The following is a 24,994-nucleotide window of genomic DNA, read 5'->3' as shown; positions in this document are numbered from 1 at the left end:
TACTTGCCGCCTCCTTCGACTTGCGCTAGTATGTTCACTAGATGAACGTATAGTTCTCATAGTGAACGGTGAGCGATTGAAGAATAATAGATCGATCCAGCGGTGTCTAGCGATCCTGCAGGCGTTCCGCCACAACGGCCGGCCAACGCTGGCGGAGCTATCGCGCGCGGTGGACCTGCCGCATCCCACGGTGCTGCGGTTTCTGCTGACCCTGGAGGAGGAGGGCTATGTGGCGCGGGAGGGCAATCGCTGGCGGCTGACCACCCGGGTTTTCGAGATCGGCTTTGCCGCGCTGGAAAGCCTGGGCGTGACCGAGGCGGTGCAGGAAGGGCTGCAGCAACTGGCCGACGCTTATTCCGGCACGGCCAACCTCGGCGAAGCCAATCCCGAAGGGGTGATCATCGTCGGCCGGGCGATGGCGCCGGCCGAGCGCCGCCGGCTGGTGGTGATGAACCTGCGCGTGGGCAGCGTATTGCCGCCCGGCAGCGCGCTGGCCATGGCTCTCGCCTTGCAGCCTGGCGAGTGGAGCGTGCTGGCCTATCCGGAGAGCAATCAGGTATCGGTGGCCGTGCCGCTGCCGGCGGCCGGTTCCCGGCAGCTGTCGATCGGGATCTCCACCTCGGCCGGTGAAGCTACGCCGGAGCGCATCCCGGCGGAAATCGTGCCGGCGCTGCAGCAGGCGGCCGCCGATGTCAGCCGACTGATCGGGCTGGCGCCGGTGTGACGGGCGCGCGGCGGAGCTGGTGCCGGCCGGCGCTTCGGGCTCGCTCAGCCAAGGCTGGCCACGAGACCCAAGGCCGTCTTGTGCACTGCCGCCGGCGCGACGGGGGCGTGCGCAAAGCGCTGCCGGTTGCGCCGTCCCGCGACTTCGTAGTCCACGCCATAGCAATCGACCCCAAGCAGGCGTACGCCGCTCGGGGCGGCAAGCGACATCTCGCGCAACAGATTGACCTCGGTGCCGGCCGGCACCTGGGGCATGGCGCGCCATTCCTCCTCCCCGAGCCATCCCATCCGGCCAACACCGCCGATGAAGCGGATGGTCTTAGGGGTCAGGCGGAAGAACTGGAAATCCAGGGTCAGGAGATGCTGGGTAGCCGGTTCGTAACGCAGAAAACGTGCCAGCGCGTCGGGGTCCGGTTCGAAGGGGGTTGCCTCGCCGACCAGTGTCAGCCGGCGGGCGTTCTGCACGTCCGTGGCCGCGGGCTGCAGCACGGACAGGCTGACTCTCGCATCGGCCAGCAGGTTCCGGGTGTGCTCGGCCAGCGCGCTGACGCAAATCACGGGAGTGCCCGACTGGTCGGGCACGAACGGCACGACGGTGGCATAGGGATAGCCTGGCAGGGCCGATGCGTGCGTTGCCAGGGTGCCGTAGGCTGCCTCGTGCAGGAGGCTGACGGCTTGTTCAATGGGAATGTCCACGAGCTTGGGCCTTGTTTCTGGGCAATCGGAAGATTGTACGGCTTGCGTACGCGCTGCCTGTTCCCCCCGCTGCCGGGTATGGCACGCCGTCGTTCCATGCCGCGCTTGTCCGTTGATCGCACAAAAATACACCTTGGCGCCTTTTATATGTCCTGCCGTCACAGGTGTTCTGACTATTACCCAGGGCGTACCTGGTGCTAAGCTTCGCCCCTGGCGATACATTCAGGATAATTGTGAATGTATCTACATGGCCTGATGGGCTCTCCATCGGGCTTGCCGCATTGCGCTACCCGGCCGCGTTGCCGGGCAGGGCAATGGCATCCCTCGGCACGCCTGCCGGACAAGTATCCGCGGCGGCCGTCTTCTGCCAAGCACCAGCACAAACGAATCGAAGAGACACTCGTGACATCTGCCTCCCTTGACACTTTCCTGGCCGGCGTTGCCCGGCGCGACCCCGACCAGCCCGAATTCCTCCAGGCCGTGAAGGAGGTCATGATGACGCTGTGGCCCTTTGTCGAGCAGCATCCGCGCTATGGCGAACAAGCCCTGCTGGAGCGGCTGGTGGAACCCGAGCGCGTGATCCAGTTCCGCGTGGCATGGACCGACGACCGCGGCCAGGTGCAGGTCAACCGCGCCTTCCGCGTGCAGCACAGCTCCGCCATCGGCCCCTTCAAGGGTGGCATGCGCTTCCATCCCACGGTGAATCTCTCGGTGCTGAAGTTCCTCGGCTTCGAGCAGACCTTCAAGAATGCGCTGACCACCCTGCCGATGGGCGGCGGCAAGGGCGGCTCCGACTTCGATCCCAAGGGCAAGTCGGATGGCGAGGTCATGCGCTTCTGCCAGGCCCTGATGACCGAGCTCCACCGCCACCTCGGCCCCGATACCGATGTGCCTGCCGGCGATATCGGCGTGGGCGCGCGCGAAGTGGGCTTCATGGCCGGCATGATGAAGAAGCTGTCCAACCACGCCGCCTGCGTCTTTACCGGCAAAGGCATGGCGTTTGGCGGCAGCCTGATGCGCCCGGAAGCCACCGGCTACGGCACGGTGTATTTCGCGCAGGAAATGCTGCACCGGCGCGGACGCGGCTTCAACGGCCTGCGCGTGCTGATCTCCGGTTCGGGCAATGTGGCGCAATACGCGGCCGAGAAAGCCATCGAGCTCGGCGCCAAGGTGCTGACGGTGTCCGATTCCGGCGGCGTGCTGCATTATCCCAAGGGCATGAACAGCGAACAGCTGGCCGCCTTGATGGCTTTCAAGAACGAAGCGCGCGGGCGCCTGGCCGATTTCGCCGCCGAGCAGGACCTGCATTTCGAGGCCGGCCGTACGCCCTGGCATGTGCCTGCGGACGTGGCGCTGCCCTGCGCCACCCAGAACGAGCTGGACGGCAACGACGCCGAGCGGCTGCTCGCCAACGGCGTGTTCTGCGTGGCCGAGGGCGCCAACATGCCTTCCACGCTGGATGCGGTCGACCGCTTCCTCGCCGCCCGCATCCTTTACGCGCCGGGCAAGGCCAGCAATGCCGGCGGTGTCGCCACCTCGGGGCTGGAAATGTCGCAGAACGCCATGCGCCTGGCCTGGCACCATGCCGAGGTCGACGAGAAGCTGCACGCCATCATGAAAGACATCCACGGCAACTGCATCCATTACGGGCAGAAGGCCGACGGGTATATCAACTATGTGGAAGGGGCCAACGTGGCCGGGTTCGTGAAGGTGGCGGACGCGATGCTGGCGCAAGGCGTGGTCTAGGCTTTGTATCCGGCGTGCCGGCCGGTGCCTGGGCTCCGCTCAGGACCGGCGAGCCGGGATGGGGCGGGCGGTGGTGGCGTTGCCGGCCGATAGAGGCCACGCGCGCACAGGTTTTGGCCGCGATCCCGGCTTTCACCGGGTCGGTTCCGGCGCAGTCCATCGGGTTTCCCCGACATGGCGCGGCGGACAATGGGCGGCTTCGGGCCCGGCGGCTCGATCACCCGACCGGAACGGCTAGTCCGTCATTCCTCGCTCGTCCATTCCACCTGCACGCCAAGGCTGCGCAGGTTCTCGACAAAGCGGGGATGCGCCCGGCGAATCGGCGTGGCGTTGCGGATCTCCGACCTGCCGTCGATGCTGGCCGCCACCATGAACAGGGCAATCGCCACCCGGATGATGTACGGGCTTTCCACCACCGCCGGTGTCAGCGGATTGCCGCCAAAGGTGATGAGCCGGTGCGGGTCCGACGAGAACACATGGGCGCCAAACTTCGACAGCTCGCCCGTCCAGCCCAGCGCGCCGTCGTACACCTTGTTCCAGAACATGGCGTTGCCCTGCGCGCGCACGCCCAGCGCGATGAAGATGGGCAGCAGGTCGACCGGAAAATAAGGCCACGGCGCGGCCTCGACCTTGGTCAGCACGTTGCTGGTGAAGGGCGTCTGCACTTTCAGGGGGCCGCTGCGGGTGGCGCGGGACCAGCCGTCCTCGTGCGTGATCTGCACGCCGAACTTTGCGAAGGTCCGGTCGATCAGGGGGAAATTGCCGGGCATGCTGTTGCGTACCGCCACATCCCCGCCGGTGATGGCGCCCAGCGCCAGGAAGGTCGTGATCTCGTGGAAGTCCTCCTCGAAGCGGAACTCCCCGCCGCTCAGCGTATTGCCGCCGTGCACCGTCAGGCGCGAGGTGCCGATCCCCTCGATGCGCACGCCGAGCATAGTCATGAAATGGCAGAACTCCTGCACATGCGGCTCCGACGCAGCATTGGTCAGCGTCGAGGTGCCGCCGGCAACGGCGGCGCACAGCACGAAGTTCTCCGTCGTGGTGACCGAGGCGTAGTCGAGCCAGTGGTCGGTGGGGATCAACTGGCCCTCGCAGCGCACCAGCAGGGAGCCGTCCGCGCGCTCCACCCTGCCGCCAAAGCTGCGGAAGATATCGACGTGCGGATCGATCTCGCGCACACCCAGCGTGCAACCCTTGACGTTGTCCTCCAGCCGGGCGATGCCAAAGCGCGCCAGCAGCGGGGGTACCAGCATGATGGAGGAGCGCATCTCCTCCGGCAGGCGATGGCATGCAGCGTCAAAGACGGTTTCGCGATGGTGCAGGTCCAGCGTGCCGCTTGCGTGGTCCATGTGCACCTCGCTGCCCAGGGTGCGGAAGATGTCGAGGATCTTGCGCACGTCGGTGATGTCGGGCACCCCATGGAGGCGCAGCGGCGCATCGGTCAGTAGCGTGGCGCAGAGCACCGGCAGCACTGCATTCTTGTTAGCCGAGGGGATGATGCGGCCACGGAGCGGCGTACCGCCGTGCACGATGAGATTGGACATGGATCGGGGATGTAGCGAAAGGGGCGCAAACAATATGGAACGAGGCAGAGCATTGTACTTGCCTGGCGGACGGCAAGGCGGCTGGCGCCGGATTATCTCTCGCGCCGGCCGGCCATTTCCTTGTTGCGGCATGGCCAACTGCAGCCGTACGGCGCGCGTGCCAGGCTGCCATTGAATGACGGTTTGATGAATAATCGGCGATCCACTTTTGGGCAGCTATTGGGCGAGGTAGCGCTTGTATCGGTGCGGATGCGGCTATCGGGCATCTATGGCGGCAGCCCCGCCAATGGCGATTTTCGCTTCACGCGGGTGTGGACGGCGCCCCGGGATGCAGCGGGCTGGTGCGTGGTTCTGGCGCATGCAACGCGGGTTGCCTGAGCGTGCCGGACAGGGTTGCGGCGGAGTGAGGCAGCGGCAAATACAAATTCCGACAATCTGCGAAACTTCCATAAGATTTAGGACAAATTCGCCGAAGACACTAATGGCACTGCGGCTGGAGAATGCGGCTCTCAATTCCAGGGGAAACCGCAGTGAAGTCTCTCGCCGCACTACTTGCCACCTCCACCTTATGTGTCAGCGCCTTCGCCGGGGAAACCCCTGCCGGGCCTGCCTCGCCAGCAACTTCGGCCCTGTCGTCGACGCGGATCACCGTCGGCCTGGGGGCGGCCTATGTGCCCCGCTACGCCGGCAGCGACGAGTATGCCGTCCGGCCCGCGCTGGACCTGAGTGTCGTCACGCCCTGGGGCCTGTACCTTGGCGTGGGCGGATTGGGCTATCGGCACCAGTTCGGGGATTTCTTCGTCTCCGGGGCGATCGGCTACGACGCCGGACGCAAGAGCAAGAAGGAAGGATTCGTCAGCGGCTCGGACAAACTGAGGGGCATGGGCGATATCAAAGGCTCCGTCCTCGCCAATCTCGAGTTTGGCGTCAACATTGGCAAGTACGGTAGCCTGGCGCTCGGTACCATTCAACCGATCTCGAACCGCGAGCGGGGCGGGGAGTTCTACGCGCGGGCCGGCGCCAACTTGCTCGACCGGCCGCAAGACAAGGTCCTGCTTACCAGCACGGCCCACTTTGGCACGCAGAAATACAACCAGACATACTTTGGCGTCACCTCGACCCAGAGCGCAAACTCCGGCTACGCGGCGTACCGGCCGGACGGGGGGCTCTATGCCGTCGATCTGGTCCTCACCTATACGCATGCGATCAACAAGGATTGGTCGGTCGTGACCTCGGCCGGCGCGACGCGCTATCTCCAGAAGGCCTCCAACAGCCCCATCGTCATGGAGAAGACCAATTTCAGCGGCATGGCCACGGTCAACTATAGCTTCTAGGCAGAGCAATACCTGCGATGCCGCAGGCGGGCTTGACCGGGTTACCCGCCGGTACGTCCAGGAAGATCAAGGAGGGCTATCGTGATTCGCTGCATTCTGTTGGCAGCACTATTGATCGTAGCGTCGACCATGCTGGGCTGCTCGTGGCAGCGTGCAGCCTATTCCGCCGGACAGGGATGGCAGCGAACGGAATGCAATAGAGTCAGCGATCCGGCGGAGCGGCAGCAATGCATGACGCGGGCGGATGCCGCCTTTGAGAACTATCAGCGCCAGGTGGAGGAAGCGCGGGCACCCAGGTGATGGATGCAAGGCATGGGCACATGCTCTACGGCGGGGTCATCGGCCACGCCGTGCACACTGCGGAACCAGATTGTTTCCGAGATCGGGGAGCGCTTTTTTCCATTTCTCTTTCTGAAACGAATTTCAAGGATAAGACAATGCGGATCACCAAATTCACGAATCTTCTAGGGGCTCTGGTTCTGTCGCTGTTGCCGGCCGTCACGCAGGCGCAGCAGGATGCTTCCTCCCCGCCGTCCGGCCAGAAGGAAGACACGGCGCCGCACGCCACGCCGTGCGCGCCTTCGCCAGGCGTGGCGTGCGGTGAGGCAGGCGCGCGTACCTTCACGATTGGTTTGGCGGATAGGGACACCGTCCTGATATTGCCGTGGTTCGTCGAGGGGGCAGCCAGGGCAATCAACGAACGGCAATCCCTGCAAGACTACGCGCGCGATATCCGGCGCGGCCTGTGACAGTGCGTGGGCTCCGGGCGGCAGCATCCTGCCGCCCGGATTCGTGCCGCGCTATTCAGAATTTGCGCGTGTAGGTAACTTGAATGATATCCAGCCCGGGGTTGGGTCGTTTGATGCCTGCATTCGAAAAATGCGAATAGCGGACGCCAATGCGATCCGAAGGGGTGATCTGGTACCCCGCGCCCACGTGATCGCCAAACTGGTATGCCGTACTGATATTCTTTCCGGCGAAGCCAGAGCCACTGAATACCGTCGCGCCGATCCCGGCCTCCAGGTAGAATTTCTCGGTTGCCCAGTAGCGCAGCATCGGGATTGCGCTCAACTGCCAGGCATTGCGCGGGTTCCTGTCCTTGTTGGCCCACCAGTAGGAGACGCCAAGCTCGCCGGTGAGGTCCAGTCGGCCACCGCGCCCGCTGAACTGGTAGCTCCATAGCGGCGTGCTTTCCCAGCTCAGGGTGGCTCGCTTGTAGCCATCGCCAAAGCCCATGTGCATGCTGACGGCGCCCGGCAGGATGGTGGAGGGCTGTGCCCCTTCGGCTTGCACCGGATGCGCGGTGCCGAGCATGCACAATGCCATCCAGAAAACTGCCCGGAATGCCGGGATGGATCGATTTCCTTTATTCGAAACTCCGGGTTTATTGTTTTTTGTGGTTTTTCTGGTTTCTTGCATGATGTCGAATCGTATTTTTAAAAAATAAAATTCTACATAATGAGTCGAGCCTGAATATGAGTGTATGTGTTGCGTTATTGTGCGGAATTGTGAAGGTCAGGATTTTCCGGGAATTGTGTCCAGGCGGTTTATCCGCGCTCCGCGGGCTATCGCCAGCGTAGCGTGAAGAGGGCGCCGCCACGGGAGCCGGTACTGGCGTGCGCCTGCGCCTGGCCGCCGTGCCACTGGGCCTTCAATCTCGCCAGTTTCATATCGTCCTCGGCCAGCAGGATCCTGGGCGGGATATCGGCGGGCGTGCTCTGGGATGTCGTGATCATGCCGTTGTCTTCCTGTCTCATTCGTAGTGGTCGAACCTGGACGGCGGCACCGGCGAGGCCAGTACGGGCGTATAGCCTGGCACATTCAGGCGCAGGATTTCCAGCGGATTGGAACCGATCCTGGATAGCCCGCGGAACTCCAGTTCCAGGTAGGGGAGCCCTGTGTAGCCCTGCGAGGTATTGCGGAAGCGCCGGTAGACGAAGCGCCCCACCCAGCAATCCGCCACGTATTCGATGCCGGCCAGCGCGTCGACCAGCTGGTTCGCGCCGAGATCGAAGGCGACCCGGCCCACGCCATAGGCGCGCTGGGTGATGGGCCACTGGCCCGATACCTCGAACTGGTCGATGGCGGCGTTGTCGGTTACCGAGGTCGGGCGCCGGTAGCGGTAGCCGGCGTTCAGGAGCTTGCGCTCTTCGGGCCGCCACGAGAATGCAATGTTCGAATAGACGATGCGTTCGGTGCCGGGGCTGTACTGCATGCCGGCGTCGATATAGTAGCCCTTGAACAGCTGCACGGTGGTTGCCGCCAGCAGGTCGGAATAGCCGGACCTGGCTTCCGGCGCGGTGCCGTTGAGCTGCACGCGCTGGCCGGTGAAGTCGAAGCGTTGCGCCAGCGTGCCGCGAAAGCGTTCGATGCCGCTGTCGGTCTCGATCAGGCGGGTGGTCACGCCGGCCGTCAGCTTGTTGTTGTCGGCGATGCGGTCATAGCCGGTGAACGGGGTCTCGCTGAAGATCTGCCCATAGCCGAAGTCGGACTGCACGGTATCGAACAGCGGGAACTGGCTCTGGTCGCGAAACGGCGTATAGGCATAAAACAGGCGCGGCTCCAGCGTCTGCATGAAGCCTCTGCCAAACAACCGGCTGATGGCCGGGGCGTCGCGCTCGAAGGCCATGCCGGAATCCAGGCTGACGGTTGGCAGTGCACGGCTCAGCGTGTTGGCCGCGCCGGCGGTGTTGCTGGCTGGTTCCATCCGATACTGGGTGGCATTGAACATGGCCTTGGGCGTGACGAACCAGCCGGGACGCACGATCGGATAGCTGAGCGATGGCTGGACAAATACGCGTTCGCCAAGCGGCTGCTGCACGCCTGCGGTGGTGAGCGGGATGCGGAAGCGCGTGTAGTCCGCCTCTACCTGCGCATCGAAGCCGCCCAGGTCGTAGCGCACGTATCTGGCATTGAGCTGCGGCACGCGTTCGTAGGATGGCTGGCTGGGCGCGAGCGTCTGGAATTTCTGCACGCGCGCAAGCACGGCGAGATCCCGCCAGTTGTAGGTGATGCCGGCTTCCTTCGTGTACTGGCGCTGGACCGACGACGCCATGGCGTAGCTCAGGTCGTCGGGATAGCGTGCGTCCGACACCTCGCTCACGTTCACGTAGGCGTTCAGGCCCGTGGCTAGGTGCTGGGTATGCTGGACGGAATAGGACCAGCGGTCGGTGCGGGTCTTGCGGTCGTCGGGCAGGAACTCGCCACGGATGCGCCCGGCATAGCCTTCGCCGAGGTAGCGGAAATCGCTGCCGAGCTGTAGGCCGCGCGCATTCAGGTAACGCGGGAACAGCGTCAGATCCCGGTTGGGCGCGATGTTGAAATAGTAGGGAACGGTCAGGTCGAGGCCCGAGCGATAGCCGAGCAGCGGCGTCAGGAAGCCGCTGCGGCGGGCATCTGACAGCGGGAACGTAAAGACCGGCGCGGCCATGACCGGGACATCGAAAAACCGCAGCACGCCGTCATATGCCGTGCCGACCTGCCGGTCGCTGTCGATATCGAGCCGCCGCGCGCTGAAGTACCAGTCCGCATTGTCGGGCGAGCAAGTGGTGTAGGTGGCGCGCTTGATGGCGCTGCGGTCCTTGTCGACGAAATCGATCCGTTCGCCTTTGCCCGAGCCGCCGCTCGGCCGGAAATAGTAGTCCGGCGACAGCATGTAGCCTTCATTGGCCTCGACTCTGAGCCGGGCTTCCGGTCCCACCGCCAGCAAGCCGCCGCGCGAGAGGCGGGAGTTGCCTTGCGCAAAAGCCTCGTCGCGGTCTTGCTCATAGGTAAGCCGGTCGCCTTTGACCACGCCGCCGCCGCGGCGGATCTCGGCGTTGCCCGTGAGTTCCAGGCGGCGCTGGTCGTAGCCTGTCATGCGCTCGCCCGAGACAAACACAGGCGGGCTGTCGTCCCGCGCGGTGGCCGGCTCGGCCAGGCGGGGGACGAGTTTGCCGGATACCGGCGGCGCCGCGGAGGCCTGTTCCACGGTCGGCCCGGCCAGCGGCAGTTCGGGCAGCGCCGAGCCCACCGCCTGCGCCTGGACGCCGGCCGACCAACTGGCCATGGCCAGCACCAGCGGGCGCAAACCACTGCCGGGAAGCCACTTCGCAAACTGCCGGTATGGTCGATATGCTGGAAGAGCAGGCCGGATTCCGGTGTTCCGCTTGCGCCTCACTTGAGCACCGCTTGGGCTGCCCGGGCGGGCTTCTCACTCAACCGGCACAGGGCGCCGGCCCGGTCATTGCGTCTCGCACCCTGCAGTAATCGAAGGTCCGGAAGATTTTTAGCGTGACTTGCCATTTCCTTGAAAATATGGCGATGCGCCGCCATTTGAAGATATCAATGCAAGTCGGGAGGCTATGTCGTATCGGGCGCGCGGGCTGTGCTTTTTTGTGTGTAAATTGTGTATTCTTGTGCAGCGGAGTGCCGGCCGGGAGACGCCACATGGCGCATTCGGTTGTCGTCCTCGATCAGCGATTTCGAACTGCTGTTCGGGGTCCGTTTCAGGAGCCGGTCCCGCTTTGTTGCCGGCCGGCATATTGACTCCAGCTCGTGCGAGCACCGCGGATTGCGGGGGAGTGACCATGCCGATGACGCCAGCGGGAATCCGAATCTGGTCCTCCTCTCAGCCCTTCGTCCCTACTGCCTGCGCGACGGCATCGCCGTATGCCGATCGCCTGCTGGCGCTGCTGCAGGCAGACGAGCGCAGGATGCAAGTCCTTGCCGCGGTCCACTCACCATCCACCCGCCTATGCCTATGCGCGTTGAAGCGCCTTTGCCACAGGATTTCCACTTGCCAGTGATGCATGAGACGCTCTGACCGTGCGCCGGACCCGATGCGCAAAGAACCGGCAACACGATCGGAATAGGCTGGAACACGGTACTAAAAGCGGCGTTTTCAGCACCAAAAGCGCTAGGCGGCAGTCCTTCCGCCAATGTTCATACAATGTTCCTACAGTTTTGCGAAAGGCTTCCGTAAGCCGGGGCATGGCGCCGCCTGGCGTAGGTTTCCATGGCGGTTTTTCGTCACCCGAGTCCCCACTTCAACTGCGCATGCTTCTCTCGCTTCGTACACGCATCACGGCGACCTGTGTTGCCATCGTTGTCATTGCCTTATCCCTCTCTACCGGTATCACCTACGTTGTCACAAAAAGCAGCGACGAACTCACGCTGAGGCAAAACCTCGTTACGAACACCAAGGGCAATGCCCAGGCCATTACCGAGTGGCTTGCGGCAAGGGTGGCCATGGTGAAAGCCGTGTCGCCGGAAAGCCTGGCGGGCGATCCCATGGCGGCACTCACGCAACTGGAGCAATCCGGCGGCTTCGTTGTCGCTTATGTCGGCTATCCGGACAAGCGCGCCGTGTTCTCCCGCGATCTTGGCATTCCTGCCGGCTATGACCCCACCGGCCGCCCCTGGTACCAAGCTGCGGCCAACGCCGGGAAGCTCGTGATTACCGCGCCGTATGAGGATGTCGCTACAAAGAAACTCGTGGTGACGCTGGCTTTCCCTGTGCTGGTGGACGGGCAGCTGAAGGCGGTCGTGGGCGCCGACGTGAACCTGGACGGCGTCACCGCCACCATCGCGGGGATTCATCCCACGCCCGCCAGCTTTGCCTTCCTGGCGGACAACAGCGGCCACATCGTTGCCCACCCGGACGCGAAACTGAACCTGAAGCCAGCCACTGACCTCGCCTCCGATCTGACTGCCAATATACTGGGCAACCTGGGAGATCCGGAGAACCCACTGAAGGTGCGCATCGCCGGCGCGACCAAACTGCTGCATGCGGAACCCGTGAAAGACGCAAGCTGGGAACTGGTCGTCGCCATGGACGAGGACGAAGCGTTGGCGGGCTTGCGCAATGTGCTGCGCGCCATGTTCATCACGCTGGCGGTGGTGGCGGTTCTCGCGGCAGTGGTGGGTTCCGTGCTCACGGCCTCGGCTTTCCGGCGGCTGTCGCAGGTGCGGGAAGCGATGGACGAGATCGGCTCCGGAGACGGTGACCTGACCAAGCGGCTACCTGCCGATGGCCAGGACGAGGTGGCCCAGATCGCTCGCGCGTTCAATCAGTTCGTGGACAAGCTCTCCGCCGTCCTGCTCGATATCCGGGACAGCAGCGAGTCCGTCAGGACCGCCGCCGCTGAAATCTCCCAGGGGAACGTCGATTTATCGACCCGGACCGAACAGGCGGCCGCCAACCTGGAGCAGACTGCGGCGTCCATGGACGAACTCACGGGCACCATACAAAACTCGGGCGAAGCCGCTGTCCGCGCCGGGGAAATGGCCGCTGCCGCCTCTGCCGTAGCCAACCGTGGCGGCGATGCCGTGTCCAGGGTGGTGACCACGATGCAGGAAATCTCCACGGCATCCGCCAAGATCCACGACATCATCGGGGTGATCGACAGCATTGCATTCCAGACCAATATCCTGGCGCTGAACGCCGCCGTGGAGGCCGCACGCGCCGGCGAACAGGGGCGCGGGTTTGCGGTGGTGGCAGGCGAGGTCCGCACGCTGGCGCAGCGCAGCGCCCAGGCTGCCAAGGAAATCAAGGCGCTGATCAGCACGTCGGTCGCCAAGGTGGATTCGGGGGCGGAGCTGGTCCAGGACGCAGGGGAAACCATGCACAACATCCTGGATAGCGTAAAGCAGCTGGAGCAAGTCCTTCGGGAGATTTCCAGCGCGGGCAGCGAACAAAGCGTCGGCATCATGCAGGTCAATCAAGCCGTGGCGCAACTGGACAATGCCACGCAGCAGAACGCAGCGCTGGTGGAGGAAGCATCGGCCGCCGCGGGATTCCTGCACGAGCAAGCCAACAGACTTGCCGATGCCGTGGGGCAGTTCAGGCTGGCCAATGCCATGGGGGGCAGACGGGCAGCGGCTTGAGCGCAGAGGGATCGCGCAGCCGCATGCGGCTGGCCGGTTCCTGGCGAGGCGGCCATTCATCGGGCGTTTACCGCCAGATGGAGAGGAGGGGTAAAGCGTAGCCCACCCCTTTTGTCTATGGCCCGAGCGAAGCATTGGAGCGCAGGCAGGCGCTCATCCGCTCGGGATTTCGCTGCAAGCGGCGCTGTCCGCCTCGCATGGGGCCGCTGCCGTGCCGAGCACCGCTTCGCGCTTGTCCAGCAGGTGCCGCTGCAGGATGGCGGCGAGCCGGATACCATCCCGGGCTTCCAGTGCCAGCAGCATCTGGGCGTGGTCGTGTACCGCGCTGTCCCACTTTGGCGCCTGGAAGTTGGAGCGGAAGCGCAGCGCCTGCAGGCGCCGGTTGACACCTAGATAAATCTGGCGCAACGATGTGTTCCGTGCTGCCTCGTTGATCTTGTCGTGGATCATCTGATTCCGGGAATAGTAGCCGGCCAGGTCGTTGCGCGTACGGCAGGCCAGCATGCTCTGGTGGAGTCCCCTGATTTCCAGCAACTCAGCTTCGGAAATACGCTCGCAGGCAAGTTGCCCCGCCAACGCCTCCAGGCCCCCCAAAACCTCGAACGCCTCGCGTATCTCGAGTTCCGACATGCTTGCCACGGATGCGCCGCGGTTGGGAGCAAGCACAATGAGTCCTTCGGCCGCAAGGACCTTCATCGCTTCCCGCAGCGGTGTCCGGGAGATGCCGAAAACCTCGCAGAGTTCTCGTTCATTCAGTTTCTGGCCTGCTGCCAGGGCGCCTTCGACAATCAGACTTCTGAGATGCTCCACGACGGCGTCGTGGAGCCACTGGCGGCTCACTTTGGGAAGGGGGGGCCTGGATCGCGGGAAGCTGGGCGGTGGTGCCGCGTGCATACAAAACTCCGGTGAGTTTGTTGTGCCGGAATATTACCGAAAATGTCGGGAAATCCATGCTCAAAATGGATTGAAAAAACTTCAAGTCCACTTGCCGGCGTTATTAAGATCGTTCTGCTAAATTGTTTTGTATTCAAAATTTATCAGAGGAGAACGCAATGCTTAAGCTGGACTTTCATCCTTCCGGTCGTCATTTTCTTCAGATTCCGGGGCCCAGTCCTGTGCCCGACAGGATCCTGCGCGCGATCAGCTATCCGACCATCGATCATCGCGGCCCTGAGTTCGGCGCGCTCGGCCTCAAGGTTCTCGAAGGTATCAAGCAGATCTTCCAGACCCGGCACCCCGTCATTATCTACCCCGCGTCGGGTACGGGTGCGTGGGAAGCCGCGCTGGCAAATACGCTCAGCGCCGGTGACAAAGTCCTGATGTTCGAAACCGGGCATTTTGCAACGCTCTGGGACAAGATGGCGCGCAATCTTGGCCTGCAACCGGAGTTCCTCGGCCTGCCGGGCATCGAGGGGTGGCGCCGGGGCGTCGATGCGTCGATGATCGAAGCGCGCCTGCGCGCTGACGCGGGGCATGAGATCAAGGCTGTCTGTGTCGTTCACAATGAGACTTCGACGGGCGTTACCTCGGACATCGCCGCGGTCAGGAATGCCATCGATCATGCCGGGCATCCGGCTTTGCTGATGGTGGACACCATCTCCAGCCTCGCGTCGGCGGACTATCGCCACGACGAGTGGGGCGTGGATGTGACGGTATCCGGCTCCCAGAAGGGATTGATGTTGCCCCCCGGCATCAGTTTCAATGCGCTGTCCCCCAAGGCAATCGAAGCCAGCCGCAATGCCAGGCTCCCCCGGAGTTTTTTTGGCTGGGCCGAGATACTGGAGATGAACAAGACCGGATACTGGCCGTACACGCCGAACACGAATCTCCTGTACGGCCTTTCGGAAGCGCTGGACATGATTCTGGCGGAGGGCCTCGACAATGTCTTTGCCCGCCATATGCGGCTCGGCGAGGCGTGCCGTCGGGCAGTCGGGGCCTGGGGACTCGAGATCCAGTGTGCCGACCCCGCGGTGTACAGCCCCGTGCTGACCGGCGTCATGATGCCGGATGGTGTCGACGCCGACGCGATACGCAAGAACACGTACGAGCGCTTCGATATCTCGTTGGGTGCCGGACTGGGCAAGATGCGTGGCCGCATGTTCCGAATCGGCCATCTGGGCGACTGCAATGACCTGACCTTGATCGCGGCGCTGGCGGGATGCGAGATGGGCTTGAAAATCTCGGGCGTCAGGATCAATGCCAGCGGTGTTGCTGCGGCAATGGACTATCTCGCCGACCAGGCTGTGCCGGCGCTGGCCAAGGGGTAGAGACCGAAGATCGACGATGACCGCCAGGCATGCATCGTCGATGCCGGCAGTGAAGAAGATCTCATAAAGAACGGGCCGGCGCGCGGCGTAATCCGGTACATGCGTTGCGCTGCCGCGGTGCCTGCCGCCACGTTTCAAGAGGTAATCCGGGTTTGGAGGAAAGCCGTCCGGCCCGGACTGCATTCGCTTCTCGTAACGGTGGATTGATCGAGATCCCCTGAGATATTTGCATGGCCGCTTCCGGGCCGTGCATGCGTGTCTGGCCGGCGCCATTGCGTATGGCTGAAGCCGGGCACATCGCCAACTATCATGACAATGCTATCCACGTCCCCGCTGGTGAAACCAGTTCATCTCGTACCGTCACGTGCCGGCTCTGCCAGTCCGCTCGCAAGGCATCTCCAAAGGGAGCTCAGAGGGGACGTACTCTTCGATGCCGCCAACCGCGGCCGGTATGCCACCGACGCGTCGATCTATCAGATGACGCCCATTGGCGTCGTGGTGCCGCGCGACCAGGCAGACCTGGTCCTGGCGCTGGACATCGCCAGAGACAGCGGTGCGCCAATTCTGGCGCGAGGGGCCGGGACGAGCCAATGCGGCCAGACAGTGGGCGAGGCGCTGGTCATCGACAACAGCAAATGGCTTAACAATGTCGTCAGCTTCGACCCCGTCGCCAGGCTTGTTACCGTTGAACCCGGGATTGTCCTGGACCACCTGAACGCATGGCTCAAGCCACACGGTTTGTGGTTTCCGGTGGATGTCTCCACGGGGGCGCAATGCACGATCGGCGGCATGGCAGGCAACAACTCATGCGGCTCGCGCTCGATCGAGTACGGCAACATGGTGCACAACGTGCATGCTATCGATGCGATTCTCGCCGATGGCAGCCAGGCGAACTTTGGCTCGGTGCGCCAGGAGCCGCAATCGGGAAGACTGGGCGAAATCCTTGCGGGATTGCGGGAAATCGCCGAGCGCGAATGCCGCGAGATCGTTGAACGGGTGCCGAAGGTGCTGCGTCGTGTCGGTGGCTACAACATCGACATCTTCGACTGCCAGAATCCACGCTCTTATACGGACGATGGCCTTGCCAACCTGGCCCATATCCTTGTCGGGTCCGAAGGGACGCTCGCGGTAAGCCGGCAGCTCACACTCAAGCTGTCGCCGCTGCCCGTGCATAAGGTACTGGGGGTCGTCAGCTTTCCGACCTTCTATCAGGCGATGGCGATGACCCAGCATATCGTGAAGCTGGGTCCGACCGCGGTTGAACTGGTGGACAGGACGATGATCGACCTTTCGATGGGCAATCCTGCTTTCCGCCCGGTCATAGAATCGGCGCTGGTAGGGAGCCCGCAGGCAATCCTGCTGGTCGAGTTCGCAGGGGAAGAACTGGGCCCTCTGCTTGGGAGGCTGGACGATCTGGTCGTGCTGATGGGGGATCTGGGCCTGCCCGGGGCGGTCATCCGCATGGCCGATACCGGGCAGCAGAAGGCATTGTGGGAGGTCAGGAAGGCCGGCCTGAACATCATGATGAGCATGAAAGGGGACGGCAAGCCCGTGTCCTTCATCGAAGACTGTGCTGTCCCGCTGGAGCATCTGGCGGAGTACACCGAGCGTCTTACCAGCGTGTTTCATCGGCATGGAACGGAGGGTACCTGGTATGCGCATGCCAGCGTGGGTACCTTGCACGTCCGCCCCATTCTCGATATGCGGCGCGATGGCGCGGGGAAAATGCGGGCCATCGCCGCGGAGGCCGCCGAGCTTGTCCGCGAGTACAAGGGTGCATTTTCCGGCGAGCATGGAGACGGACTGTGCCGGGGGGAATGGGTGGCATGGCAGTATGGCCCGAAGCTCCATCAGGCGTTCCGGGATATCAAGTTGTTGTTCGATCCGCAGAATCGCTTCAATCCCGACAAGATCGTCCAGCCCCCGAGGATGGATGACAGCCGGTATTTCCGGTTTCCCCCGGCGTACCAGACGATTCCGTTAAAGCCTATGCTCGATTGGTCCGCATGGAATGTCATGCGAGACCCGATCTCGGGGCAGGAGACCGCGCCCGGCCTGGGCGGGGATCGTGCCCAGGGTCTGGCGAAGGCAGTGGAGATGTGCAACAACAACGGCCATTGCCGAAAGTTCGATGCCGGAACGATGTGCCCGAGCTATCGCATCACGAAAGATGAAAAGCACGTCACCCGCGGGCGCGCAAACACGCTGCGGCTGGCCTTGTCCGGTCAACTGGGATCCGAAGGGCTGGCCAGCCGGGAAGTGAAGGACGTGCTTGACCTCTGCGTATCTTGCAAGGGTTGCAAGCGAGACTGTCCTACCGGCGTGGACATGGCAAAGATCAAGATCGAGGCGAGATCGGCCTGGACGCAGCGACACGGATTGGGGCTGCGGGAGCGCCTCGTGGCGTTCATGCCTCGCTATGCGCCATGGGCGAGCAAGATGGCGCCGCTTGTCAATCTGGCAGACCGCATCCCGCTCGTGTCTTCCATGGTGAAGCGCTGGATCGGCTTCGCTCCCGAACGGTCGCTGCCCCGCTTTGACCGCGCTTTTCTGGCAAAGCGAACGGCATCGGGCCGAACGCCAATCGACAAGATGACTGTTTTGCTGTTTGTGGATACCTTCAACAACTACATGGAACCCGGGAACGCGGCCGCCGCGGAGCGCGTCCTTGGCGCCGCCGGGTACGACGTCCACTTCAGTGCCGCGCCGGGCAGCCGGCCACTGTGCTGCGGGCGGACCTTCCTGGCCGCCGGTCTCGTCGACGAAGCCAAGGCCGAGGCAAGGCGCGCCCTGGATTTCCTGAAGCCCTATGTGGATGCGGGCGTGCCAATTGTCGGGCTGGAGCCATCCTGCCTGCTTTCGCTCCGGGACGAGTTCCTGAACTACGGATTCGGGGACGAAGCCCGCCGGCTTGCACAGTCTGCCTATCTGTTTGAAGAGTTCCTGGTGCGGGAGAAAGAGGCCGGGCGGCTGCAACTCAAGCTCAACGCGGTCCGAGGCAGCAAGGCGCTGGTGCATGGCCATTGCCACCAGAAGGCATTCGATGCCTTCCGCCCGGTGCAGACCGTGTTGAGCTGGATTCCAGGGCTGGAAGTCGAGACCGTCGAATCGTCATGCTGCGGGATGGCGGGTAGCTTCGGCTATGAGGCAGAACACTTTGAGGCGTCCCGGGCGATGGCGGAGCTATCCTTGCTGCCCGCGGTCAGAAGCGCCGACAGGGACGCCGTGGTGGTTGCGGACGGGACGAGCTGCCGTCACCAGATCCATGATGGTGCGGGCACGTCGGCCGTGCATGTGGCTTGTCTGCTGGCATCGGCGCTTGACGATGAAGTCGATGCCTTGCTACGGGCCGGTTGAGCGGGCACCGCGCCGACGGCGCCCGCGCGGGCCTGGCGCCCTGTTCCGGGAGTTCGCCGGCCGCAGGGCTGGCGACGCTGGCGGTCTTGTGCATCCATCGGTGAGGGTTATACTCGCAGGCTAGCTGCGTTGCTTCATGTCGCCGGAGCATCGGGTGTGGAACCTGCGCCGGACCTCCTTTTTCGATTGGCAGAATGCCGGGTGACGGCGATCGCTTGAGAACCGTTTGGCGCGGGCCGGATTGGCAGGCAGACTCATGAGCAATTCCCATGACGTATAAGGTTCCTCCGTTGCAGTGCCTGATTGCCTTCGAAGCCGTTGCGCGCCTGCGAAGCGGAACCGTGGCGGCGCAGGAACTGTGCGTCACGCCGAGCGCGATCAGTCACCGCATCCGACAGCTTGAAGACATCATGGGGATCGAGGTCTTCAACTCGGCGCAGGGCGGGTTCACCTTGACGGCGAGGGGCTCCGAGTATCTGGAGGTAGTCAAGGAAGCCCTGAATGCATTGAGTCACTACAGCGTTCGACCGCGGTCCGCAGGAGAAATACGTCAACTTCGCGTGGCGGCGCCTCCGACCTTTGCACGGCAGGTGCTTGTGCCTCATCTCACTGGCTTCCAGGAGGCGCACCCGGAGATCGAGCTGATTCTTCAGCTGTCGGTGCCGTTGGTGGGCCTCAAATCGGAGAACGCGGACATCGAGATTCGCTTTGGCACCGGCAACTATCCCGGGCTCGAGACCTTGAAGATCCTGGATGAGCCCGTTTTTCCCGTGTGCAGCCCCAGCTACCTCAGGGATGTCGGGCCTTTCCCTTCGCCGGACAGGCTCTCCGTCGCTCGTTTGCTGCGTTGTCCTCTCGAGCCCTGGCGTCCCTGGCTGGTGGCGGCAGGGCTCGATTGGCCGGAGCCTGGTGTCGGTGTGCAGTTTGTCGACCTCGGGCTGATGCTCGAAGCTGCCGTAAACGGTCAGGGCGTCGCACTCGCCCGCAATAGAATGGCGAGGAGTTGGATCAGTTCCGGTGTGCTCGTTCCGTTGTTCGACATCCAGGTGCACTCCATCTATGCGTATTACATTACCTACCCGCCTGGCTGCGAAGAGGGCAGCGATATCGCGACGTTCGTACGCTGGATGGCCGAAATACTGCGCAACCCATTGAAGTAGCCTGGTCCCGGCCGTGCCTCGGGCGACGGCCTCCGAATCAGGCTTTGCGGCGAACCAGTTCGCACGCGGCCGACAGCATTGTGGCGGCGGCGGCGTCGGCCATGTCAGGCGAGATATCAAGATGCGTGGTAACGCGGACGAAGCCACGCTCGAGTGCGCGGATCCGCACGCCGCGCCTGGCACACAGATCGACGAATTCCACGTTGTCGATCTCCGCGCCCGGGAACGCGAAGCGCAGGATGTTGGTTTGCGGTGCCGGCGGATCGAAGCGGAACAGCGTATGCGCGGATAGTGCTCGCCAGATGCGGGCGGCATTCTCGTGATCCCGGGCCAGCTGCGCTACATTGTTGTCCAGCGCGTACAGACCGGCGGCAGCGAGAACGCCGGACTGCCGCATGGCACCGCCAAGCCGATACTTCCAGCCCCATGCGTCGCCGACGAAGCGCTCGGTGCCGCAAAGCACGGCGCCGACAGGGCACCCCAGTCCCTTGGAAAGGTCGATCCAAACGCTATCCCACCCCAAGGCATAGTCCGATGCGGCGACACCGGTGGACGCACACGCATTCAGCAGACGCGCACCGTCCATGTGGCAGGCCAGGCCGGCGCCTCTGGCCACGTCGAGCACGCTCCTCAGTTGCTCCATGCTCCATACCGCGCCGCCCGAGAAGTTCGTTGTTTGCTCAACGCACAGCATGGCGGTTCGCGGCGAGGTGCGGCTGGCAGGGCGGATCGCACGGGCTACCTGCGCAGCATCGAAAATGCCATGCGGCGATGCAAGGGCATAGGCGGAGACGCCGGCGATGGCTGCGGCCCCGCCGGCTTCCGTGGACACGATGTGGGACTGGGCGTCGGCGATCAGCTCGTCGCCTGGCCGCGTTTGTACCAGGATCGAGATCAGGTTGGCCATGGTCCCGGAGGGGAGAAACAGGCCGGCTTCCTTACCCAGAAGACTCGCTATCCGTGCGCACAGCTTCAGCGTGGTTTCGTCTTCGCCGGCTTGTTCGTCACCTACCGTGGCGTTTGCCATTGCCGTTCGCATGCCATTGGAAGGACGTGTTTTCGTGTCGCTGTAGAGATCGATGAGTGCATGCATGGCGTTGCTGCTCCTTGGAGGTAGGGCGACAGGGGGAAAAGGCCGATCGGGGATCGGCCCATGTCTTCTTCGGGCGCAATGCCCGGGAGGCTAGTGGATGACCATGTGCGTGAACGGGGCGATGTATGCCTGCAGGGTAATGAAGATCCCGACAAGGCCCGCCAGGGCCAGGGAGTGGAAGAAGACATAGCGAAGGATGTCTCCTTCATGCCCATACCACTTGGTGGCGGTCGATGCGACCACGATGGATTGCGCATCGATCATCTTGCCCATGACGCCGCCGGAGCTGTTGGCGGACGCCATCAGGTACGGCGACAGGCCGAGTTGCTCGGCAGTCGTCTTCTGCAGCCCGCCAAACAGCACGTTGGCTGCCGTGTCGGATCCGGTCAGGGCGACGCCAAGCCATCCGAGCATCGTACCGAAGAGGGGATAGAGCACGCCGGTATGCGCGAAAGCGAGCCCCAGCGTTGCATCCAGGCCCGAGTACTTGGTCAGGTATCCCACGCCGAACATGGCGCAGATGGTGAGCAGCGAATACCGGACCAGCTTGATGGTCTGCCAGTACTCCTTGAACAATCTTGGCAGCGAGTATCCCATCAGGATCCCGCCGATCACCGACGCCACCAGGATGCCGGTGCCTGCCATCGAAAGCACGTTGAAGGCGTACACAGCGGACTCGGGGACTGACGCCGCGACCACCGGCGGACCCTTGAGCACCATCTTGTCCAGGCCCGGAATGCTGTACTTCCAGGTCCAGATGGCGTCCAGATACTTCTTGAACTGCGGGATTCCCCACAGGAAGACAAAGACCGTGAGAATGACCCATGGCATCCAGGCTTTCGCGGGGGAGATGCGCCGCCCGGAGGACTGCGCGCAAGCGTCCGGCGACGCCTGGTCATCGACCGATGAATCGTCGTGACGGTTGAGCAGCTTCGTGGAGGTCCAGATCTTGCGGGGCTTCCAGACCTTCATGAACAGGGCCAGGCAACTCATGGAAACCAGCGAGGAGATCACGTCTACAAGCCATGGACCATGGAAGTTGGAAACGAGGTACTGGGGAACCGCAAAGCTGATCCCGGCCACCAGGATGGCTGGCCAGATTTCCTTCATGCCGCGGAAGCCGGCAAATGCCCAGATCAGCCAGAATGGCACGAGAAGGGAGAAGAGTGGCAACTGCCGGCCGATCATTGCCGAAAGCTGCAGGAGATCCAGGCCGGTCACGGCGGAGAGGGCGATCACGGGCGAACCCAGCGCACCGAATGCCACCGGCGCGGTATTGGCGATCAGTGCCAGCCCGGATGCAGCCAGCGGCGAGAAGCCGAAGCCGATCAGGATGGCTCCGGTGACGGCGACGGGGGTACCGAAGCCGGCCGCGCCTTCAAAGAAGGCGCCAAAGCAGAAGGCGACAAGCAATAGCTGAATGCGCTTGTCCTCGGTGACGCCGGAGATCGAGTCCTGTAGCGCCTTGAAGAATCCGTTCTGTGTGGTGAGCCGGTGCAGGAAGATGATATTCAGGACGATCCAGCCGATGGGGAAGAGGCCGGATGCAATGCCGTACGCGGCAGCCTTGCCCGCCATGCTGGCCGGCATGCCAAACACAGTGCAGGCAATGGCGCCCCCTGCCAGAAGCGCCAGACCTGCAGCCAGATGCGCTTGAATATGGAAGAAGGCCAGTGCGGCCAACAGGATGACGATGGGAATTGCCGCAACCAGGGTCGATAGCAACGGGTTTCCCAATGGGTCATAGATCTGACTCCATGCCATGTTTGTCTCCTCGCGGATAATTATTATGTGGCTGAATCGATATGCTTCGATTCTTCGCCGGAAGGGGGGCGGAGCGGAAAAGCCTGGTTTTCTTCCACCCCGTGCAGGTATTGGCTGGCCGATGGCGGGGCACCGGCCAGCCTTGGACAAATGAAAGGGAGGGTCAGGCGTTGTGCCGTACCGGCATGGCACTGCCGGCGGCGGCGCTGGCGGGAAGGTCGTTCAGGTCTTCTTCGTCCGCCCCTATGGTGCGTTCCTCGACGTGCGACGAGAACTCGACGGGCGCCAGGGCGCGGCGATTCACCTTCAACTGGAAGACGTCGAAGCGGTTGTAATAGCCGACCACGTCCTGGAATTGCTTCGGCACTACGCATTTCGCCAGGTCGATATCGGCGTAGACAATGCCTTCCTCATCGCGAACGACCTCGCTGATGGGCTGGCCGTCGGGGCCCAGTATCATGGAGACGCTTTTCGGAGACTCCTCGAGCAACTGGCGAGCGCGCGAATTGTCCCGGCTGATCAGATCGATTGCCTCGGGAGGAAGGAAGCCGGAGGCGACGATATTGAAGAGCTTGCCCTCGAATGCGTGTGCGCCGGCGCGAAGGCGGATGGCGGCTTCGAGGTCATAGCCGGATTCGCCCGGAGGGTTGGTCGGCCAGCGGGGGGAGAAGGAAGAGATGTGGACATTCTCGCCCTGGGCGAGCAGCGTGAAGCGAGCCAGCGCATTGGTGTTCTCGCCACAGACCAGCGCGCCGATGCGGCCAATCCGCGTATCGGAAATGCGGAGTCCGTTGCCGTCTCCGGGCGTCCAGGTCAGTTTCTCCCAGTAGGTAGGGACCAGTTTCCGGTGTGCGTTGAGGATGGAGCCATCATCGCCGATGAGGATGTTGGTGTCCCAGATACAGGCGGGACTGATGGGCGTGCCCTCATTGATCCCCAGCGACACGAATACGCCAAAGCGCTTGGCGCAGTCGCGGACCTGCTTGATCTCGGGGCCATTCACCTCTACCGTCGACGAGGCAAGTTTCACGAAGAACTCATGGACGTCGACAGGCGCCCAGACACCAGACCAAACCGGGAAAGCGGAGATGAACGCTTCGGGGAATGCGATCAGTTCCGCGCCGTTGCCGGCCGCTTCCGCGATCCAGGCGCAAGCCTTATCGATGGTCGCCGGCGTGTCGAAGTAGATCGGTGCAGCGTGGCATGCGGCTGCCTTGAACTTGGGGTAGGTTCTCATTTGAGGTTGTCTCCGAAAGATGTGCCGTTACCGGCAGAGGGGTGTCCGATGGGCCGGATGTCTGGATGATTGCAGCTGCGGCGCCCGCCAAACGGGCGCCGCAGGGTTTCGATGAAATCTACGCCGCGAACCGTCGGATCGCGTCCGCGTTCCACTGAATGCCCAGACCCGGGTGTTCAGCAGGTTCGACGTAACCGTCCGTGACGCACAGCGGATCCGCCAGGACGCCGTCAGCGAGTCCGAAGTACTCCAGGTAGTGGGCGGTGGGGGTCAGGCTCTGGAGATGGGCGCTCGCCTCCTGGAAGAAGTGAGTGGACACCGGGATGGCGGACGCTGAGCAGACCGCCGCCGCATCGAGCCAGCCCGATACGCCGCCGATCTTCATCAGGTCGAGCATCATCAGGTCCGAGGATTCTTGCCGGATACTGCGCGATACCTCGCGCGGCCCGTAGAGATTCTCGCCGAGCTGGATCGGCGTTCGCAGCGCGGCGGATATTTTCGCGTGGCCGTCGAAATCGTCGTACCTTGTTGGTTCCTCTATCCACTCCAGTCCCTCCTCGTCGAGTGCCCGGCCTCTTCGAATCGCTTCGGGAACCGTCAGCGACTGGTTGTAGTCCACCATCAGCTTGCCGCTCGACCCGAGCAGGGATTTGGCGGCGCGGATTGCCAGCAGGTCTTCCTCCAGAGTGGGGTATCCGATCTTGATCTTGATGGCACGGAATCCGGCGCGCATGGCTGCTTCGATAAGCGGTGCGGCCTCGTTCGGCGGTTCCATGCCAAAGCTCGCATAGGCGAGCGTCTTCGAGGGGGTGCCACCGAGCAGGCGGACCAGGGGCGAGCCGAGGAAGCGCGCGTGTGCGTCCCACAGCGCCATGTCGATTGCCGCCAGGGCCATATCAAGAAGACCCGGCGTGCCGATCAGGATGAACTTGCGCCGCAGCGCGGCCATGTTCGCCCGAGGTTCAAGTCGCGCGGACTCGATGAGTGGAAGAATATGCCGCAGCACCTGGGCTACTCCCTCCAGCACGACTGGCGTATAGGTAAAAATGTACGAACTGCCGGTCACGCCGCCATTTGTCCTGATGTCGAGAAGAACCAGGGGCGCGGTCGCCATGACGCCGCTCGCTGTCCGGAGCGGAGGATGCAGCGGGACAATGACGGGGCGCACATCGAAACCGATGATCAAGGGGGAGTCGGACATAATCA

General features: G+C 63.1%; 19 protein-coding genes. 9 read left to right on the top strand and 10 right to left on the bottom strand.

Annotation, left to right across the window (positions count from 1 at the left end):
- The first annotated feature begins 76 nt into the window (after positions 1-76).
- Complete coding sequence (locus P3W85_RS41290) at positions 77-724, top strand: IclR family transcriptional regulator (protein WP_035811725.1); 648 nt, start codon at positions 77-79, stop codon at positions 722-724.
- 44 nt (positions 725-768) lie between these two features.
- Here the strand turns inward: P3W85_RS41290 and P3W85_RS41285 are convergent, their stop codons facing one another.
- The gene (locus P3W85_RS41285; protein ID WP_276269069.1) at positions 769-1,419 is read right to left on the bottom strand and encodes a HugZ family protein; all 651 of its coding nucleotides are present in this window, start codon (positions 1,417-1,419) and stop codon (positions 769-771) included.
- 402 nt (positions 1,420-1,821) lie between these two features.
- Here P3W85_RS41285 and gdhA point away from each other — a divergent pair, with 402 nt between their 5' ends.
- Positions 1,822-3,165: an NADP-specific glutamate dehydrogenase gene (gdhA, locus tag P3W85_RS41280; protein ID WP_017226936.1), complete on the top strand. Its 1,344-nt coding sequence runs from the start codon at positions 1,822-1,824 to the stop codon at positions 3,163-3,165.
- A gap of 242 nt (positions 3,166-3,407) precedes the next feature.
- On the opposite strand, the gene P3W85_RS41275 is transcribed toward gdhA, so the two are convergent.
- The gene (locus tag P3W85_RS41275) at positions 3,408-4,709 is read right to left on the bottom strand and encodes a UDP-N-acetylglucosamine 1-carboxyvinyltransferase (protein ID WP_276269068.1); all 1,302 of its coding nucleotides are present in this window, start codon (positions 4,707-4,709) and stop codon (positions 3,408-3,410) included.
- A 530-nt stretch (positions 4,710-5,239) separates the two neighbouring features.
- Here P3W85_RS41275 and P3W85_RS41270 point away from each other — a divergent pair.
- From P3W85_RS41270 to P3W85_RS41260, 3 genes are all read left to right on the top strand, one after another.
- Positions 5,240-6,043, top strand: a complete 804-nt coding sequence (locus P3W85_RS41270; RefSeq protein ID WP_276269067.1) for a MipA/OmpV family protein — start codon at positions 5,240-5,242, stop codon at positions 6,041-6,043.
- 81 nt (positions 6,044-6,124) lie between these two features.
- Positions 6,125-6,343, top strand: coding sequence for a hypothetical protein (locus P3W85_RS41265; RefSeq protein ID WP_276269066.1), 219 nt, complete (start codon positions 6,125-6,127; stop codon positions 6,341-6,343).
- A 20-nt stretch (positions 6,344-6,363) separates the two neighbouring features.
- On the top strand, positions 6,364-6,792 hold the full coding sequence (locus tag P3W85_RS41260) for a hypothetical protein (protein ID WP_276269065.1): 429 nt from the start codon (positions 6,364-6,366) through the stop codon (positions 6,790-6,792).
- A 55-nt stretch (positions 6,793-6,847) separates the two neighbouring features.
- On the opposite strand, the gene P3W85_RS41255 is transcribed toward P3W85_RS41260, so the two are convergent.
- From P3W85_RS41255 to P3W85_RS41245, 3 genes are all read right to left on the bottom strand, one after another.
- On the bottom strand, positions 6,848-7,357 hold the full coding sequence (locus tag P3W85_RS41255) for an acyloxyacyl hydrolase (RefSeq protein ID WP_276269073.1): 510 nt from the start codon (positions 7,355-7,357) through the stop codon (positions 6,848-6,850).
- A 251-nt stretch (positions 7,358-7,608) separates the two neighbouring features.
- A complete protein-coding gene (locus tag P3W85_RS41250) occupies positions 7,609-7,779 on the bottom strand; it encodes a hypothetical protein (protein ID WP_276269064.1) in 171 nt (56 codons plus the stop codon).
- 17 nt (positions 7,780-7,796) lie between these two features.
- Complete coding sequence (locus P3W85_RS41245; RefSeq protein WP_276269063.1) at positions 7,797-10,091, bottom strand: LPS-assembly protein LptD; 2,295 nt, start codon at positions 10,089-10,091, stop codon at positions 7,797-7,799.
- A 989-nt stretch (positions 10,092-11,080) separates the two neighbouring features.
- On the opposite strand from P3W85_RS41245, the gene P3W85_RS41240 reads away from it, so the two are divergent.
- On the top strand, positions 11,081-12,910 hold the full coding sequence (locus P3W85_RS41240) for a methyl-accepting chemotaxis protein (RefSeq protein ID WP_276269062.1): 1,830 nt from the start codon (positions 11,081-11,083) through the stop codon (positions 12,908-12,910).
- Between the two features lie 153 nt (positions 12,911-13,063).
- Here P3W85_RS41240 and P3W85_RS41235 read toward each other — a convergent pair whose 3' ends face one another.
- Positions 13,064-13,804: a GntR family transcriptional regulator gene (locus P3W85_RS41235; protein WP_276269061.1), complete on the bottom strand. Its 741-nt coding sequence runs from the start codon at positions 13,802-13,804 to the stop codon at positions 13,064-13,066.
- A gap of 158 nt (positions 13,805-13,962) precedes the next feature.
- Between P3W85_RS41235 and P3W85_RS41230 the strand changes: the two genes are divergently transcribed.
- The 3 genes from P3W85_RS41230 (at position 13,963) to P3W85_RS41220 (ending at position 19,694) form a co-directional block, all read left to right on the top strand.
- Positions 13,963-15,177, top strand: coding sequence for a pyridoxal-phosphate-dependent aminotransferase family protein (locus P3W85_RS41230; protein ID WP_276269060.1), 1,215 nt, complete (start codon positions 13,963-13,965; stop codon positions 15,175-15,177).
- A 309-nt stretch (positions 15,178-15,486) separates the two neighbouring features.
- On the top strand, positions 15,487-18,534 hold the full coding sequence (locus tag P3W85_RS41225) for an FAD-binding and (Fe-S)-binding domain-containing protein (RefSeq protein ID WP_276269059.1): 3,048 nt from the start codon (positions 15,487-15,489) through the stop codon (positions 18,532-18,534).
- A gap of 269 nt (positions 18,535-18,803) precedes the next feature.
- On the top strand, positions 18,804-19,694 hold the full coding sequence (locus P3W85_RS41220) for a LysR substrate-binding domain-containing protein (protein ID WP_017226925.1): 891 nt from the start codon (positions 18,804-18,806) through the stop codon (positions 19,692-19,694).
- A 37-nt stretch (positions 19,695-19,731) separates the two neighbouring features.
- Here P3W85_RS41220 and P3W85_RS41215 read toward each other — a convergent pair whose 3' ends face one another.
- From P3W85_RS41215 to P3W85_RS41200, 4 genes are all read right to left on the bottom strand, one after another.
- Complete coding sequence (locus tag P3W85_RS41215; RefSeq protein WP_276269058.1) at positions 19,732-20,787, bottom strand: threonine aldolase family protein; 1,056 nt, start codon at positions 20,785-20,787, stop codon at positions 19,732-19,734.
- 90 nt (positions 20,788-20,877) lie between these two features.
- A complete protein-coding gene (locus P3W85_RS41210) occupies positions 20,878-22,551 on the bottom strand; it encodes an L-lactate permease (RefSeq protein ID WP_017226923.1) in 1,674 nt (557 codons plus the stop codon).
- A 163-nt stretch (positions 22,552-22,714) separates the two neighbouring features.
- Positions 22,715-23,788 carry a carbon-nitrogen hydrolase family protein gene (locus P3W85_RS41205; RefSeq protein WP_017226922.1) on the bottom strand — a complete coding sequence of 358 codons (1,074 nt, stop codon included), beginning with the start codon at positions 23,786-23,788 and terminating at the stop codon, positions 22,715-22,717.
- Between the two features lie 118 nt (positions 23,789-23,906).
- The gene (locus tag P3W85_RS41200) at positions 23,907-24,992 is read right to left on the bottom strand and encodes an enolase C-terminal domain-like protein (protein ID WP_430869711.1); all 1,086 of its coding nucleotides are present in this window, start codon (positions 24,990-24,992) and stop codon (positions 23,907-23,909) included.
- Positions 24,993-24,994: the final 2 nt, after the last annotated feature.

Origin of the sequence: Cupriavidus basilensis, from assembly GCF_029335485.1 — a bacterium.
GTDB classification, from domain to species: domain Bacteria; phylum Pseudomonadota; class Gammaproteobacteria; order Burkholderiales; family Burkholderiaceae; genus Cupriavidus; species Cupriavidus basilensis_E.
The sequence above is the reverse complement of the archived record's forward strand: the minus strand, read 5'-3'. Positions and strand labels throughout refer to the sequence as shown.